The organism is Pantoea phosphatilytica, assembly GCF_051025615.1.
Taxonomy (GTDB): Bacteria; Pseudomonadota; Gammaproteobacteria; order Enterobacterales; family Enterobacteriaceae; genus Pantoea.
Genome location: NZ_JBPFDF010000001.1, coordinates 611,413 through 627,339, shown reverse-complemented (window position 1 = coordinate 627,339; position 15,927 = coordinate 611,413). Strand labels below are relative to the sequence as shown.

The following is a 15,927-nucleotide window of genomic DNA, read 5'->3' as shown; positions in this document are numbered from 1 at the left end:
GTTACATGCTTCCCATACGACTCAGCAGTTGTTGCAGAACGCGCTCGGTGACGGCCAGATCTTCAGGGTCGATATCCGCCAGCATTTCGGTTCGCAGTGCATCAGCCTCTGTTTTCACTCTGGCGAACGCTTCGTTGCCCTTTTCAGTCAGCACCAGATGACGTTTGCGGCGATCCTCTGGCGGCTGGACCCGCATCAGCAGAGATTGTTTCACCAGCCGATCGACCAGCGGCACCATGCTGGCATCTTCCAGCCCCAGCATCTGCGCCAGTTCGGTCTGGGTCATCCGTTGTGGTTCGCTGGCGATCAGTCCGATAGCCATCCAGCTGCTCATGCTCAGGCCGCTATCTTTAAGGTGACGATCGACCGCCAGGCGCCAGGCGTGCGCGGTCAGATGCAGTAAGTGGGTAAAGGTACGTGTATGCTGAGACAAATGTTAGCAGCCTAATAGTAAGATATCTAATTGAGTATGGACGTTATTATACGCAAAGCGATCCGCGAATGAAAAGCGTCCGATCTGTTAAAAATTAGTGTATCGCGGCAGAATGTCCAGAGACCGCAACCGGGAGCCGGATACCATGCCAAAGCCATCAGCAAACTGGGTTGACCTGCGCCGGGATGCCGCGAGCGGTATCGAGGCGCTGCGTGCCCATTTTACCGGCCACGCCTACGATCCTCACTGGCACGACAGCTACCTGATTGGCGTGACCGAACAAGGTGTACAGCAGTTTCATTCGCGACGCAAAGAGCATCAGAGTCGGCCCGGCACGGTCTTTATGCTGGAGCCGGAAGAGCTGCATGACGGGGATGCCATCAATGACAGTGGTTTCACCTACCGGATGCTCTATCTCTCGCCCCAGCAGATCGCGCAGCACCTGCCTCCGCTCACGTCCGACGGGGTCGCCGACCCTGAGCTGCATTTTGCCACTACATTGCGCGACGACCGTCCGCTGGCTTATGCGGTCTGGCATGCGTTCGATGCCCTGTGGCACAACCACCCTGCCCTGATCAAAGAGGCGGCGCTCGATCGGCTCGCGGCACTGCTCTCCCCGCACCGCCAGGCGTTCCGGCCGGTCCAGCCTGAGGATCAGGATATCCGGCTGGCGCTGCAGGCGCGTGACTGGCTGATTGCTTATCATGCGGATAACCCCGGTCTGGCGCAGATGGCGCATCACCTGCAGGTGGATCGTTTCCGGCTGTCACGCCTGTTCCGGGCGCACTGGGGACTGCCCCCGCACGCCTGGCTGGTGCAGTGGCGGCTGAGTCAGGCGCGTCGTCGGCTGGCACAGGGCGAGCCCGTTGCCGATGTAGCCGCCGCGCTGGGCTTTGCCGATCAGAGTCACCTGGGCCGCTGGTTTAAGCGTGCCTGCCAGCTGTCGCCTGCGCGTTATCAGCACGCCTGCACAAATCTTCCAGACCCCGGTTAAGCCTCCTGACACACTACGTTTTTTCCTTTCGGACAGGAGATGCGTAATGCAGGACCTCAGATGTGTGATGATACTCAACAGCATACTGACACCCGGTAAAGCCGCCAACGCGGCAGCCGTGATGGCCTTAACCCTGGGACAGCGACACCCGTCGCTGGTGGGCCAGCCTCTGGAGGATGCGGCGATTCGCTCCTCTCCCGGCCTGATCACCACCGGTATTCCGGTACTGGTCGCCAGCGACCCGCAGCTGGATGCCCTGCGGGCAGCCTGCGAACAGGCTGATTATGATCTGGTGCTGTTTCCGCAAGCGGGTCAGACCACCACCGACTATCAGGCCTTACGCGACGTGCTGCGGACGCAGCCGCGGGAGCAATGGCGTCTGCTGGGTATAGCCCTTGTCGGTGAGAAAAAAGCCCTGCGTAAGCTGACGGCCAGACTGGCACTTTTCAGCTGATATTGCCGGCGTGAAACAGGACAGGGTTTCCCGTTTTTTCCCCGTCTGCCCATTCAGCCAGGCCGCTTGTATAGGTTATTTGTACAGATTTTGTTTCGGAATAATCTTTATAAGCTGCTGAAAAGTGAAAAATAGCACGTTTAGCCAAAGGATCCGATTGTACAGATTGGGGTTCATTGTATAACTTTATTACCACGAGTTGTTATGCGACTCTGTAACGAATGATGCACTTGCGTCGCCTCTGAAGGTGTCAGTGGATTTCCACCTTCAGAGGCTATTTTTATCTGCTCGCTTTCCGGGCTGGCACCATCGCATCTGTCCATGTGATGGTTTTTTTTGATCGCTTTTGTCCTGACATCCGAACCGGAATCGGGCTGTTCTGAAGGGATTACACATGCAAGATAGTCTTCCCCGGACTGAAAAAGAAATTTCCGATTATTTTAATGCTGCGGCCAGCCGGCCTGCCAGCGAGATGGAAACCCTGGGTATTGTGATTGCAGAAATCCTGCAGTCCGGCATGCCCGTGAATAACAAAGCCATTATTTCAAAGCTGATTCACCGGCTGGAGCTGGAAAGTGACCGGGCGTTACTGGATGTCTACCGGCAGCTGCTCGACCTGGTGGTTCACAAAACGCCGGACGATTTTTCATTGTAATAACAGTGATTCCACGGAGGGAGTCGTCCGCCTTTTTCTGGTATCTTTCCTGCACGCCCGGTAATATCTGCCCCTCACCTGCTATTACTATTTTCCCGTCCCTCGCGCGGGAGCAAAATAACTCAAGAGCCTGCAATCTTTATGACTCAATCCAATGATAAGGCCGCAACTGAGGTTGTGGCTGGTGATATCAGCGTGGGGCGCGTTCTGCGTTCGCCTGCGCTGCTGACGCGCGAATGCCTGGCCGGGGTGATTACGGCGCTGGCCCTCATCCCTGAAGTCATCTCTTTTTCCGTCATCGCGGGCGTGGACCCGAAAGTCAGCCTGATCGCCTCTGTCGTGCTCTGCCTGACACTGTCGATTCTGGGTGGCCGTCCGGCGATGGTGACGGCGGCCGCCGGATCGGTGGCGCTGGTTATCGGCCCGATGGTGCATCAGCACGGCGTGGAATATATTCTGCCCGCCGTGGTACTGGGCGGCGTGATTCAGATCCTGTTTGGCGTGGCAGGCCTGGCGCGCATGATGCGCTATATTCCCCGCTCCGTGATGCTGGGGTTTGTGAATGCGCTCGGCGTGCTGATCTTCTTTGCTCAGGTGCCGCACGTCTGGGGGCAATCCTCACTGGTCTGGATTTTCTTTGCCGTCACGCTGGCTATCGTGCTGTTGCTGCCACGGCTGATAAAGAGTATTCCCTCTCCGCTGGTCGCTATTGTGGTGGTGACGGCCGTGGCCCTGCTGATGGGCTATCGTATGCCGAATGTCGGCGATGAGGGATCGATGAGTCCGGGTCTGCCGGGCTTCAATAGCCTGCTGGTGCCCCTGAATCTTCAGACGCTGCTGATTATCTGGCCCACCGCGCTGAGTATCGCCTTTGTCGGCCTGATGGAGTCTCTGCTGACCGCTAAACTGGTGGACGATCTGACCGACACCCCATCCAGCAAGCGTCGCGAATCCTGGGGGCTGGGGATCGCCAATATTCTGGCGGGCTTCTATGGCGGGATCGCCGGCTGCGCGATGATCGGTCAGACCATCGTCAATGTGGAGCTGGGTCGGGCGCGCAGTCGGGTGTCGACGGTTGCGGCTGGCCTGGTTCTGCTGCTGCTGGTGACCGGGCTGAGCCAGATTATGGCGCAGATCCCGATGGTGGTGCTGGCCGGGATTATGATGGTTGTGGCCGTGAAAACCGTAAACTGGCACAGCCTGCAGCCCGCTACCCTGAAGCGTATGCCGTGGTCCGAAACGCTGATTATGGTGCTGACGGTCGCGGTGACGGTCTGGACCGGGAACCTCGCGCTGGGCGTGCTGGCTGGCGTGATTCTCGCCATGCTGCTGTTTGCCCGCCGCATTGCCCATGTTATCCATGCGGAACGCGAGCTGAGCGCAGATGGCAAATCGGTGCGCTATGTGGTGCGCGGCCCGCTCTTTTTTGCCAGCAGCAACGATCTGTTCGAGCATTTCGATTATGCCCACGATCCAAAAAAGGTGACGATCGATCTGACTCATGCGCAGATCTGGGATGCCTCCAGTGTCGCGGCGCTGGATGGCATTGAGTATCGCTATCAGCGTTATGGTGCAGAAGTGGTGATTGAGGGTCTGGATCCGCGCAGCACCGACTTTCATCAGCGTCTGACCGGTAACTTTGGTTAAATGAGGCTGTTCTGCTGCCGGTCCGGCAGCAGAACAGATTACGCCTGTTGCCGCCGTGCCCGGTAGCGGCCCACCATCGTGATCAACGCCTGATAGATTAAGCCGGCGTAGAGACTGCTCAGAACAGCCAGACCGGGCTCTTTGCCCTGCGCCTGCCATGACATAAACCACATGAATACGCCCCACAGAACAGAGAACACCAGCCAGCCGCGGACGAACTTCATCATGCCATTCATAACGTCTCCTCTAAAATGAAGCGCTACCTTAACGCGGGCCATCGTGAAACGCATGGGTAATGTGTGTGAGTTGCGAGGCGTTTCAAAATATTCGTGACTGATTTTCCTGATTGTCAGCGGTCACATCGGTTTCAGGCGATTTTATGGCGCTTATCTATACTTAACGCTCCGCTTAACCGATCAGGGAAATATGATGAAACGTACGGCTTATCTGTTATCCACACTGGCTATTCTTGCAACCCTCACCGCCTGTGCGCCGCCTCCACCAGGGAGAGACGCTCCCCCGCCGCCACCGCCAGGTAAAGACGCACCACCACCACCGCCTGGCGCACCCGGCACCATGACCCCGTCAGGACAACCGCAGGCCTGATGTACCTCAGCCAGCCTGCATGTCAGGCTGGCCTGGAAGGGTAATGCCGCTGATAAATCGGAATATAAAGATTCACATGCTGTATGACAGCAACCCAAAGCCTGACGATCAGGGAAAAGTTGCCGTTTTCAGCCCTGTTTCGGGTCGCCGAAGCCGGTCTGAACCGCAATGCACACACAACCGGATGCCAGTGGGTGCACTTCGAGACCGGAGGCAGGAAGTGGACCGGGCAGCAGGAATTGAACCCGCATCGTCAACTCATTCTGAGTTGCAGTAATACCTTTATACCATGCCCAGACAGCGTGCCTGAAAAGGCAGCTGTTACTGTTAAGGGTAGCGCTACTCCCCGGACAGGCAAGCGCAAGCGGCAGCTATTTTTCCCCCTGCACCCGGAAGCAAAAATCATATGCGGTAGCCGTGCAGCGTGATAATTCAGCTAACCTTACGTTTAAGGCAACCTGTTCCGGCCAGAATGTCAGGCCACTTTTATCGCGAGGTACAAACTATGCCTTCAGGACAATTTTACGTCGTTGATCAGCCTGAGCTCAATTTTACCGCCAGCTATCATATTGATAAGGTAAATGAAAAACCCTTCACATCACGGATGGTGCTGGAGATCCAGAAGCAGATACAGTCTACGGAGGCGTTCGATACGCTCAGCATCGGTAATGAAGTGACGTTTGTCTCCTCCAGCGGCGAGGCGCAAAAGATGGTGCTGGTGAGTGAGACAGATGAAGAGCTGGTATTCAGTTCGCGCGGCTGAACAGAATGCCGTTGAGAGGGATTGCGGTATCTGACAACAGGCACAAAAAAACCGCCTCTTATGGGGCGGCTTACGACACTGCTTATCATTGATTTTATTGGTAAATCGATATGGTGCCCGGGGCGGGACTTGAACCCGCACGACCTTACGATCGAGGGATTTTAAATCCCTTGTGTCTACCGATTTCACCACCCGGGCAGGGTGTAACTGGAGGCGCGTCCCGGAGTCGAACCGAGGTACACGGATTTGCAATCCGCTGCATAGCCACTCTGCCAACGCGCCTTAAACTGATGTGCCGCCAGGCTAACCTGACCTGCGAATCTGGAGCGGGAAACGAGACTCGAACTCGCGACCCCGACCTTGGCAAGGTCGTGCTCTACCAACTGAGCTATTCCCGCAAATTTCAGCACTTTCTTCGAACCTGCTGATTTTACTTATCTTCTGGCAGACTCGCTGCCTTTCGATGCGTTGCATTCTACTGACCTGACGGATTGAGTCAATAAAATTATCCTCACAATCCGTCCGTTTGCTGCTTTTTAAATCGTATCGATCACGGTTCGAGCAAATCGCCACGCGCGGCACTCAGATACTGGAACATCGACCAGAATGTCAGCACGGCAGCAATGTACAATGCGACGACGCCGACGGCCACAACGGTGGCATCAGGACGCCACAACAGCGCAAACAGGGAGAACATCTGCGCAGTGGTTTTGACTTTACCAATCCAGGAAACCGATACGCTGCTGCGTTTGCCAATCTCCGCCATCCACTCACGCAGTGCAGAAATGATAATCTCGCGCGCAATCATGGTCGCGGCGGGCAGCGTAATCCACCAGGCGTGGAAGTATTCGGCCACCAGCACCAGCGCAATCGCCACCATCACTTTATCGGCAACCGGATCCAGAAAGGCCCCAAAGCGTGTCGTCTGCTTCCAGCGGCGCGCCAGAAAGCCATCAAACCAGTCAGTGATGGCTGCAAAAACAAAGATTAAGGCGGTCGCGAGCGGCGCCCAGTAAAACGGCAGATAGAAAGCCAGCACAAAGAACGGAATGAGCACGACTCGAAACAGGGTGAGACACGTCGGGATGTTTAATTGCATATGCCGGTAACTGTCTGGATATAGGTAGAATTTGTCCTATGTTCCTACATTGCCCCCCCTGTTTCAATGCTAGTGTTTCAGGGAGTAGTATATTTTTTCTGCCAGCGCGTGCGAGATACCGGGCACATTGGCGATCTCCTCCACCGACGCATTCAGCAGCGGTTGCAGGCCCCCCATGTACTTAAGCAGTTGCTGACGCCGTTTTGGCCCCACCCCTTCGATGCTTTCCAGTGCGCTGGTGTTCTTCACTTTGGCCCGTTTTTTACGGTGGCCCGAAATTGCATGGTTGTGAGCGTCGTCACGAATATGCTGAATCACATGCAGCGCCGGGGCATCAGGCGGCAAGGAAACGCCCTCACCTTCCGCTTCGAAGAACAGCGTCTCCAGTCCCGCTTTACGATCGCTGCCTTTGGCAACGCCCAGCAGAATGGGCCGGCTCTTGTCCCAGGGCACATCCAGTTCGGCGAAAACCTGCAGTGCCTGGGCCAGCTGGCCTTTACCGCCATCGATCAGAATCACATCCGGGATCTTATCTTCTTCAATCGCCTTACCATAACGGCGTCGCAGCACCTGATTCATAGCAGCGTAGTCATCGCCCGGCGTGATACCGGTGATGTTGTAGCGGCGATAATCGGCGCGCAGCGGTCCGTTCTGATCAAACACCACACAGGAGGCGATAGTCTGCTCACCCATGGTGTGACTGATATCGAAACACTCCATGCGCTTGATTTTGTCGAGCTCAAGAAACTCCGCCAGTGCCATCAGCCGCTGATGGATAGTCGAGTGCTGTGACAGCCGGGTAGTCAGCGCCGTCGCAGCGTTGGTGCGCGCCAGCTTCAGGTAACGGGCGCGGTCGCCGCGCGGCTTGCTCTGAATGTTTACCCGCCGCCCCGCCAGTTCACTGAGCGACTCGGCCAGCAGCTCGCGCTCCGGCAGCGTGAAGTCCAGCAGGATATCACCCGGCAGCGTGCGTGCCTCGCTGCCCTGCAGGTAGAACTGCCCGACAAAGGTCTGCACGACTTCGGCCAGGTCGGTATCCACCGGCACCTTCGGGAAGTAACTGCGGCTGCCCAGCACCTTGCCCTGACGGATAAACAGTACATGCAGACAGGCCATGCCTGCCTCATAGGCTACGCCCATCACATCCAGGTCATCGCCCTGATTCGAGACAAACTGCTTCTCGGTGATGCGGCGCACCGCCTGAATCTGATCGCGCAGTCGCGCCGCCTCTTCAAAGCGCAGGCCAACGCTGGCCTCTTCCATGCGTTTCACCAGCTGGTTCAGGACCTGATCGTCCTTACCGGCCAGGAACAGCCGCACGTAATCGGTTTGCTGCGCATACTCCTCTTCGCTGACCAGACCCGCCACACAGGGCCCCAGACAGCGGCCTATCTGATACTGCAGACAGGGCCGGGAGCGATTGCGGTAGACGCTGTTTTCACACTGACGGATAGGAAAGACTTTTTGCAGCAGCCCCAGGGTTTCGCGCACCGCATAGCCGTTGGGAAACGGACCAAAGTACTCCCCTTTGGCATGTTTTGCGCCACGGTGCATCGCCAGCCGCGGATGGGTATCGCTGCTCAGAAAGATGTAGGGGTAAGATTTATCGTCGCGCAGCAGCACGTTATAGCGCGGCTGATAGAGCTTGATGTAGTTATGCTCAAGCAGCAGCGCTTCGGTTTCGGTATGGGTAACGGTGACATCGATGTGCTGGATATTGCTGACCAGCGCTTCGGTTTTGCGGCTGCCGACCTGGGTGCGGAAGTAGCTGGTCAGACGCTTCTTCAGGTCTTTGGCTTTACCCACATAGATGACAGTGCCTGAGGCGTCATACATGCGGTAAACACCGGGCTTGCTGGTTACCGTACTCAGAAAGGCTTTAGAATCAAAAACGTCATTCACTACTGATTAACGGCTCCGCATTGAAGAGGCCATGTCGAATGGCCAGATGCGTTAACTCGACGTCGCCACTGATATTCAGCTTACTGAACATCCGGTAGCGGTAACTGTTAACGGTTTTAGGACTGAGATTTAACTGCTCGGAAATTTCCGTCACCTTTTGTCCACGGGTGATCATCAGCATAATCTGCAATTCCCTTTCCGACAAACAGCTGAAGGGGGATTCCGCTTTTTGCGGCTCAATCTGACTCAGCGCCATCTGCTGAGCGATGTCCGATGCGATGTAACGCTGCCCGGCGTTCACTGAGCGGATGGCGTTGATCACCTCCTGCGGCGCGGCCCCTTTACTCAGGTAGCCTGCGGCACCCGCCTGCATTACTTTAGCAGGCAGCGGATTTTCCGTGTGAATGGTCAGCATGATGATTTTGATATCGGGGTTATAGCGCACAATTTTGCGCGTCGCTTCCAGCCCACCGATACCCGGCATGTTCATGTCCATCAGGATCACATCGACCTGGTTGGTCCGGCACCACTTTGCCGCATCCTCGCCACAATTCACCTCTCCGACCACGGCCAGACCTTTAACATCCTCAAGGATGCGACGGATACCAGCACGGACAAGTTCATGGTCATCAACAAGAAGCACACTGATCAACGGGGAAACTCCAGAGGCCAAAAAAGAGGAAGCAATTCACGATTGCAAGAGGTAATCATACCCGCTTTTCCCTTAAAAGCACATCAACAAAGTAAAACAGTGGACGCTTTACATGATTAACGGCGAACAGGCGTCAGGCGCCTGAACAGACTTTTCTTACAACTAATCAGCCCGCTTAATAAAATGATAACCTGCTGTATATCAGCAGATTAATCATATTCTATAACGGACGCTGGTCGGATAAGTCGGTGCAGTCACTCAGCCTGAGGCGGCAGTAATTACTTTCAGAGATTGATTAATTGCACTGGACAAACCAGCTATTTAAGGCAAAGCGAAGCCGTTGCGTCAGCAACTTCATGCCCCTGTGATATACTCACGCTTTGCTGTACGGACAGTGAGCCGCTACGTTGTCATTCACCAAGGAGAAACTCATGAGCGATGAAGATTTTGCCACTTCGCAGGAAGCCCAGAAATTATCGGATGAAATCGCGGGTCTGAAGATGATGATCACCCTTATCCTCAAAGGTATGGGTCAGGCTGATGCCGGAAAAGTCATTATTAACATGGAACGCTATGTGCAGACGCTGGGCGATAAGCCGCAGGCGGAAGTGTTCAGCAATACCATCAAACAGATTAAAACCGCTTACCGCCAGTAAGAGTAAGCATGTTGCCCCCCGCGACGGGGGCAAATTCGTCAGTTATGTGCCTGCCAGTTTACCGACACACCCAGCGTCGGCAGCACCTCTTCCGGGCTGAAACGCCGTGTTCCACGATACTTCTCGGCCAGCGCAGGCTGGACCACCGGAATCCGGATCGCAAACAGATTATCTTCCGACAGAATGAGCCCCGGCGTCAGCGGTTCGTAAACCACCTGATGCTGCTCAAACATCTTCTCCAGCATCGGCGTGGCCGAACTGATGATATATTCCATGCCGTTCAGTTCTGCCAGCTGTACTGCGTGCCAGAGAATATTGAGCGGCAGCTCAGCATCCACTTCCAGCCGGGCTGAGAAGCGCGACATCTCCCACACTTTCTCATGGCTGAACGGCAATACGATGCCTTCGCTCTGTTCAGGTTCGAACCACGGCATCAGACGCGCACAGCCACTGATCCCGAAGCGGGCATTCCAGGCGATCAGCCAGGTGACGTCTGAACGATCGTAGCGGTCATACTCCTGGCCTGGCGTACTGAGGCGGGGAGGAATAGACCACCCCTCGCCGCGCGCAAAGACGCTGTAACGGTAGCTGCCCAGTTCGGCCAGTAATGAGGATGGCATATCCTTTAACTGCGTTTGCACTATTTTCATTATGCGCCTCTGACATCCCCATGTTGCTGTGAATTCTTTGCGCCAGCCCGGCAAAGTCCCGGCGCAGGGTAGACAACTGATCCAAACAAAGGAACTGCTAAAAGTGGCAGTTGTTTAAGTTCAAATCAGTCCGATTGCCGCTGCATAGCAGGCAATTTGCGTTTTATTGGAAACATTGAAACGCTTTTGCATATTTTTCTGATGAAAGTTAACGGTATGTTCGGAGATAGATAAAATCAGTGAAATTTCGGCCGCCGTTTTCCCTTCGGCTGTCCATTTCAGAATTTCCAGCTCACGCTGACTAAACTCGTTCTTCAATACCATCATGGCATCATCGCGGATGCGTTCCAGCGTATCCAGGCTTAGTTCCGCTAAAAGATGTAGTTTTACCTCAAGCTCAGCATGACAGAGCTGGAGAGGAATGGACTGTTTCGATGATATAGATAATATACCAATGACGCGATTTGGTGCCATTGCAGAGCACGAAAAACCGCTCAGCAGCCCATATTCTCTCGCCTCATCCCACAGGTTGCCAGCGTCAGCAAACTGCTCTTTCGACCAGACCATCCCCCTGCCCGGCTGCTGACATAATGTGAGCACCGGGTCGACAGCGTAGTAATTCTGCATTTCATAACGCTTTACCCAGAGCCGGGGGTAGGTGCTATGCAAATGAATACGCGGCCGGGTAAAAGGCACCGGATGCTGAATCAGAAAGGCAAAATAGTCGAAGCCTAAAGATTCAGTAAAGTGTTGCAGTAACGTTTTCAGTTCAGAAGAAAGCGTTACTGCCTGAAATTGTTTTTTCACCTCACTTCGCCAGGCGAAATAGTTTTCAGTGCTCATATTGCCTCAGCGTTTTTTTTCACTCGCCCTTACAGGGTTATTCAGTTGAATTCATCCGTTAAAATAAATGACCAGAAGAAGATTAAATTATTCCTGGCGCAAAGCCGTCGCTTCTGCAGCACATTTAACCTTTCACCGTGATAAGGAAGTGAAAACCCGCCCCTGCCAGTACAATGTGAGGCCGATCACAGCAATTTCAATGACCCTAAAAGAATAAGATTTTTCTGATAGGATTTCAATCCCTGCCAGTGCTGTTTAAAAAATCCTGAGCCTGAAACTACCTGTGAAAATAGCGTATAAGGATGCGCCTGTTGCGTAAATAAAGAGTAAACAAAGCGTTAATTATGGCGTGATAAGCGAAACGGTAACGGGAATGACCCACCTATTTTTTTATCAGGAAATAAGACTTAAGTCAGATGACAGTGAGCGCATTCTGTTTTGCAGCCGGGGCAGCATTCCGTCGGGCAGAGAGAGAATAGCTGTCCGCCCGCGACCCCGGCGGTTTTACACGACGCCAGTGACTCAGCTTCCGCAGTGAATGGCTGGCGTTATCGCTGGCTATTTAATCAGGCTGCGTGACAGGCTATTCTTCGCGCCAGTGCGTATCATCCTGTCTCTCCAGCTGCACCCATACTTTTTTTTACTCTACGGATAATCTGATTTGCAGAAAAGTGCCACGCCCATCCTGATTTGACTTAATTCAGCTTGCCGCCCGCAATATGTGCCTGAGATCACAATTCACGACGGTAGCAACGCCTTTACTGGCGCTATTCCGGTCAAAGAAAGTACTTTAAAGATAGTCACATTACGGGCACATTTGCGAATAATTTTTCCACAGGAAACACCGCCTTTTATTTCTTAGCGATTCCTTTTAAATAAACAATTAATTTAGCTTAATTCACGCGTCTGCTGTTCTGAAATAATTTCATCCGGCTGGCCGCAGGCGCAATCGGAATATGCAGAAAATCTGATCAATTTGTTTAGCCCGCCAGCACTTTCCTGTTAAATTAACTGGCACTAAAAATAACCACCTTCATGCTCCCCCTTCTCATTGCCCCGATGAGAATGAAGTCAGGCAGGATGAACGGCCATCATTCAGAGGTTTTATTTCTGCTGGTCCGATCAATATTAAATCAGCGCCGTTCTTTATCCTTTCTGATGATTCAGCGGCAGTAGCCTGTACCACGCATGCCCAGATGAAAATGTGAGGCGTGCGCAGAGTTATAGTCTGGCCCCAGCGCATTACCAAAGACCTCACAGCCTCCGCGCCAGAGCGTATGCAGCATCGCCGCTTTCTCTGCCGGCTGCTGCCAGTGACGACCGACCTCCAGCCGCTGACCATCCGCCAGCTGAAAGCCAGTGATATCCACGGCATCGGCGGTGGCATGTTCGCTGCGTCGTCCCTGCGCGCGATGGTAGATATTACGGCAGGCATAGCTGCCCACATGGGTGATCCGGACCAGGGGACTGTGCATATCGCGGAGCGTCTGCTGGCGGCTGCGCAGCGCATACATGGTGCTGGCCACTGCCATCGGGCAGCTCGCCAGAAAACTGCTGCTCAGGCTGACCGGGCCCAGTTTCTGAATCCGCAGCGGCTGGCTGATCGGGCAGGTTCCGGTGACTGGCGGGCGCTCGGTAAAGCTGACCCAGCCCGCCTGTTGCGCCCGGCGCATGACGTCCAGACAGGCACCGGCGTCACTGGCGAGGCGTTTCATCTTAAGCTGTGTCATCCATCCGGGCGGATCGGTCACAGAGAGCGGGGTAAAGGGATTAAACTGCGGCGGCAGATGCTGCTTAAGCCAGGGTAAGCTGCCCCACCCCAGCGCGATTAACAGCAAAAACAGGATAAGCGTGCGCATAGATCCCTTCGCAGCATGATGATTAACAAATAAAAAGTGTAGAGGCAGAACCCCGTTTCTGCCCTGAGGCTGACATAACGTGATGAATAATTACCCAGACTGACGCAAGAGTAACCGAAACTGTGCGTTATTACCGCTCACGGGACCAGAGGCTTCACAATTGATAAAAAAGCGTTACCCGATTCAGGCCCTCTTCCTCTATCTTATGCCGACTTGCCTCCGGGCAGACGCGTTTACTAACAGCCAGCAGAGCTGACACAACATCAAGACAGGAAAGACAATTCTATGGTTGATCAATCTAAAGAAACCACGCGCGCACCTGATGCGTCCGACAAGCTCCAGCGTAATCTGCATAATCGTCACATCCAGCTTATCGCCATTGGGGGTGCGATCGGTACCGGCCTCTTTATGGGCTCGGGGAAGACGATCAGCCTGGCCGGTCCCTCGATCATCTTCGTTTATATGATCATCGGTTTTATGCTGTTCTTTGTGATGCGCGCCATGGGGGAGCTGCTGCTCTCCAACCTCGAATACAAATCTTTCAGTGATTTTGCCGCTGATCTGCTCGGCCCGTGGGCGGGCTATTTTACGGGCTGGACCTACTGGTTCTGCTGGGTCGTGACTGGCATCGCCGACGTAGTGGCGATCAGCGCCTATTTTCAGCTCTGGTTTCCGGGCTTCTCGATCTGGATGAGCGCCCTGCTCTGCGTCGTGGTGTTCCTGGCGCTGAACATTGCCACGGTCAGACTATTTGGTGAAATGGAGTTCTGGTTCGCGATCATTAAAATCGTCGCCATCGTGGCGCTGATTGTGACCGGCGTTGTGCTGGTTTGTCTTCACTACCCCTCGCCTGGTGGCGGTACGGCGGCGCTGAGCAACATCTGGGATCAGGGTGGTCTGTTCCCGAAAGGCATCAGCGGCTTCTTCGCCGGGTTCCAGATTGCAGTATTTGCTTTTGTCGGTATCGAACTGGTGGGCACTGCCGCGGCAGAAACGCACGATCCACATAAAGTCTTACCGCGTGCGATTAATGCGATTCCGTTGCGCGTCATCATGTTCTATGTGCTGGCGCTGATGGTCATTATGGCGGTGACGCCGTGGACCCAGGTGATAGCCGATCGCAGCCCGTTTGTGGAGATGTTCGTTCTGATTGGCCTGCCTGCGGCGGCGAGTATCGTTAACTTTGTGGTGCTGACCTCGGCAGCCTCTTCGGCCAACAGCGGCATCTTCTCGACCAGCCGTATGCTCTATGGTCTGTCACAGCAGGGTGTGGCGAGCCGCGCCTTTGGCAGACTCTCGGCCCGTTCGGTGCCTACGACCGGCCTCTTCTTCTCCTGCCTCTGCCTGCTGGTGGGCGTGGCGTTGATCTACCTGATCCCGGATGTGATGAAGGTCTTTACCCTGGTGACAACCGTGTCGGCCATTCTGTTTATGTTCGTCTGGACCATCATTCTGTGCAGCTACCTGGCCTACCGGAAAAAGCATCCGCAGCGCCACGCGGAGTCAGCGTTTAAGATGCCGCTGGGCAAATTCATGTGCTGGGTCTGCATGGCCTTCTTCGCCTTTGTGCTGGTGCTGCTGACGCTGCAGGAGGATACGCGTCAGGCGCTGATGGTAACGCCGCTCTGGTTTGCCCTGCTGGGTGCAGGCTGGATGCTGCGCCGTCGTCGAAGCCGCTGATCGTCAGCGCACTCAACAAGCCCGGTCATCTGACCGGGCTTTTTTTTACAGCCGTTCAGCCAGCGCTGAGAAAATGGCGGAGAGCGCCGGACGTGCGTAAGGCAGACGCTGCGGTCGCGGATCGGGCTGCTCAGGCATGCCGAGTCCGAAGGTAAAGGTATACGCCTCCCCTTCCCCCATGCGCAGATCGGCGATCGTCGTCTGCCCATCCTGTTCGCGCAGGGCATAGAAACCGTGGCTGAACCAGGCAACGCGTTCTGCGTACCAGTTGCCCCGGAAACGGTCGAACAGTTCAGGATGGCGCGGATACCACCTCACCTGCAGCGGGCGGGACGGCGATAACAGCGACCACCAGGCTTCGCCATAGCGGTCGGGCGTTATCACCACGCTGCGCCAGACCAGGGTGTTAAAGGGTGTGGGCGTGACCAGCACCCTGTCCGTCGGGATCCGCTGCTGCACCAGCGAATCGTGAATCTGCCCGCCTGCAACAGCCTGAATCACCATACTCCACGCCAGATAAAGGGTGCTCAGCGCGAGTCCAGCCCGGTTGGCGCGCAGCCCGCTGGCGCTGCGCCGCCAGAGCGCCACCCCCAGACCAGCCAGCAGCGGCAGCGTATAGAGCGGATCGACAATATAGATACTGCCGACCGCATAAGGGTAGTCGGTCAGCGGCAGCCCCAGCTGGGTGCCATAGACCGTCATCAGATCCAGCAGCGGATGCGTAATCAGCGCCAGCCAGATTGCGGGCCACCACTGCGGCCATCGCACCCCGCGACGAAACAGCCCCGCCATCAGCCAGGCAATCACCGGCGAGGCGAGCGTGAGCCAGAGCAGCGCATGGCTGTCGGTGCGATGCAGGGTCATATTGCGAATCGCATCACCGTGGTCGAGAAAGACATCCAGATCCGGCAGGGTTCCACAGATCCCGCCCGCCAGCGCGGCCTGCCAGACCGGCACCCGACGCCCCATCACCGCGACACTGACAGCGGAACCCAGCACAAACTGCGACACAGAATCCATGACTTTCTCCCGTT

At 55.2% G+C, this 15,927-nt stretch carries 16 protein-coding genes and 4 tRNA genes; 7 read left to right on the top strand and 13 right to left on the bottom strand.

The genetic code is table 11. The features are described from left to right. Position 1: 1 nt before the first annotated feature. Positions 2-433, bottom strand: coding sequence for a MarR family winged helix-turn-helix transcriptional regulator (locus tag ACR6AS_RS03205; protein WP_111138586.1), 432 nt, complete (start codon positions 431-433; stop codon positions 2-4). A 145-nt stretch (positions 434-578) separates the two neighbouring features. Here ACR6AS_RS03205 and ACR6AS_RS03200 point away from each other — a divergent pair, with 145 nt between their 5' ends. The 4 genes from ACR6AS_RS03200 (at position 579) to ACR6AS_RS03185 (ending at position 4,183) form a co-directional block, all read left to right on the top strand. Beyond that, positions 579-1,427, top strand: coding sequence for an AraC family transcriptional regulator (locus tag ACR6AS_RS03200; protein WP_418802375.1), 849 nt, complete (start codon positions 579-581; stop codon positions 1,425-1,427). A 46-nt stretch (positions 1,428-1,473) separates the two neighbouring features. Further along, positions 1,474-1,881: a DUF2000 domain-containing protein gene (locus tag ACR6AS_RS03195; RefSeq protein WP_111138584.1), complete on the top strand. Its 408-nt coding sequence runs from the start codon at positions 1,474-1,476 to the stop codon at positions 1,879-1,881. A gap of 394 nt (positions 1,882-2,275) precedes the next feature. Continuing rightward, the gene (locus ACR6AS_RS03190; protein ID WP_111138583.1) at positions 2,276-2,536 is read left to right on the top strand and encodes a biofilm/acid-resistance regulator YmgB/AriR; all 261 of its coding nucleotides are present in this window, start codon (positions 2,276-2,278) and stop codon (positions 2,534-2,536) included. 141 nt (positions 2,537-2,677) lie between these two features. Beyond that, the gene (locus ACR6AS_RS03185; RefSeq protein ID WP_199559962.1) at positions 2,678-4,183 is read left to right on the top strand and encodes a SulP family inorganic anion transporter; all 1,506 of its coding nucleotides are present in this window, start codon (positions 2,678-2,680) and stop codon (positions 4,181-4,183) included. A 38-nt stretch (positions 4,184-4,221) separates the two neighbouring features. On the opposite strand, the gene ACR6AS_RS03180 is transcribed toward ACR6AS_RS03185, so the two are convergent. Both ACR6AS_RS03180 and ACR6AS_RS03175 read right to left on the bottom strand, forming a co-directional pair. Further along, the gene (locus ACR6AS_RS03180; protein WP_111138582.1) at positions 4,222-4,419 is read right to left on the bottom strand and encodes a DUF6404 family protein; all 198 of its coding nucleotides are present in this window, start codon (positions 4,417-4,419) and stop codon (positions 4,222-4,224) included. Between the two features lie 591 nt (positions 4,420-5,010). Continuing rightward, positions 5,011-5,086: transfer RNA gene (locus ACR6AS_RS03175), tRNA-Leu, on the bottom strand. A gap of 208 nt (positions 5,087-5,294) precedes the next feature. Here ACR6AS_RS03175 and ACR6AS_RS03170 point away from each other — a divergent pair. Further along, positions 5,295-5,552: a hypothetical protein gene (locus tag ACR6AS_RS03170; protein WP_111138581.1), complete on the top strand. Its 258-nt coding sequence runs from the start codon at positions 5,295-5,297 to the stop codon at positions 5,550-5,552. Between the two features lie 111 nt (positions 5,553-5,663). On the opposite strand, the gene ACR6AS_RS03165 is transcribed toward ACR6AS_RS03170, so the two are convergent. The 6 genes from ACR6AS_RS03165 to uvrY form a co-directional block, all read right to left on the bottom strand. Beyond that, positions 5,664-5,750, bottom strand: a tRNA-Leu gene (locus ACR6AS_RS03165). A gap of 10 nt (positions 5,751-5,760) precedes the next feature. Continuing rightward, positions 5,761-5,834, bottom strand: a tRNA-Cys gene (locus tag ACR6AS_RS03160). Positions 5,835-5,874: 40 nt separating this feature from the next. Continuing rightward, positions 5,875-5,950: transfer RNA gene (locus tag ACR6AS_RS03155), tRNA-Gly, on the bottom strand. Between the two features lie 152 nt (positions 5,951-6,102). After that, the gene (gene pgsA / locus ACR6AS_RS03150; protein WP_111138580.1) at positions 6,103-6,651 is read right to left on the bottom strand and encodes a CDP-diacylglycerol--glycerol-3-phosphate 3-phosphatidyltransferase; all 549 of its coding nucleotides are present in this window, start codon (positions 6,649-6,651) and stop codon (positions 6,103-6,105) included. Between the two features lie 69 nt (positions 6,652-6,720). Next, entirely contained in the window at positions 6,721-8,553 is a 1,833-nt protein-coding gene (gene uvrC / locus ACR6AS_RS03145) for an excinuclease ABC subunit UvrC (protein ID WP_111138579.1), read from the bottom strand. Further along, the gene (gene uvrY / locus ACR6AS_RS03140) at positions 8,546-9,205 is read right to left on the bottom strand and encodes a UvrY/SirA/GacA family response regulator transcription factor (RefSeq protein WP_111138578.1); all 660 of its coding nucleotides are present in this window, start codon (positions 9,203-9,205) and stop codon (positions 8,546-8,548) included. The genes uvrC and uvrY overlap by 8 nt, the downstream gene beginning before the upstream one ends. 431 nt (positions 9,206-9,636) lie before the next feature. Between uvrY and ACR6AS_RS03135 the strand changes: the two genes are divergently transcribed. Next, the gene (locus ACR6AS_RS03135; RefSeq protein ID WP_111138577.1) at positions 9,637-9,861 is read left to right on the top strand and encodes a DUF2594 family protein; all 225 of its coding nucleotides are present in this window, start codon (positions 9,637-9,639) and stop codon (positions 9,859-9,861) included. A gap of 38 nt (positions 9,862-9,899) precedes the next feature. Here ACR6AS_RS03135 and ACR6AS_RS03130 read toward each other — a convergent pair whose 3' ends face one another. From ACR6AS_RS03130 to ACR6AS_RS03120, 3 genes are all read right to left on the bottom strand, one after another. Beyond that, positions 9,900-10,511: an acyl-homoserine-lactone synthase gene (locus tag ACR6AS_RS03130; RefSeq protein ID WP_111138576.1), complete on the bottom strand. Its 612-nt coding sequence runs from the start codon at positions 10,509-10,511 to the stop codon at positions 9,900-9,902. A 120-nt stretch (positions 10,512-10,631) separates the two neighbouring features. Further along, the gene (locus ACR6AS_RS03125; RefSeq protein WP_434161099.1) at positions 10,632-11,354 is read right to left on the bottom strand and encodes an autoinducer binding domain-containing protein; all 723 of its coding nucleotides are present in this window, start codon (positions 11,352-11,354) and stop codon (positions 10,632-10,634) included. Between the two features lie 1,163 nt (positions 11,355-12,517). Then, the gene (locus ACR6AS_RS03120) at positions 12,518-13,213 is read right to left on the bottom strand and encodes an extensin-like domain-containing protein (protein WP_111138574.1); all 696 of its coding nucleotides are present in this window, start codon (positions 13,211-13,213) and stop codon (positions 12,518-12,520) included. 285 nt (positions 13,214-13,498) lie between these two features. Between ACR6AS_RS03120 and cycA the strand changes: the two genes are divergently transcribed. After that, complete coding sequence (cycA, locus tag ACR6AS_RS03115; protein ID WP_418802365.1) at positions 13,499-14,893, top strand: D-serine/D-alanine/glycine transporter; 1,395 nt, start codon at positions 13,499-13,501, stop codon at positions 14,891-14,893. A 45-nt stretch (positions 14,894-14,938) separates the two neighbouring features. On the opposite strand, the gene ACR6AS_RS03110 is transcribed toward cycA, so the two are convergent. Beyond that, positions 14,939-15,913 (bottom strand): metal-dependent hydrolase, encoded by a 975-nt coding sequence (locus tag ACR6AS_RS03110; RefSeq protein ID WP_418802362.1) that lies wholly within the window; start codon positions 15,911-15,913, stop codon positions 14,939-14,941. Between the last annotated feature and the right edge of the window lie 14 nt (positions 15,914-15,927).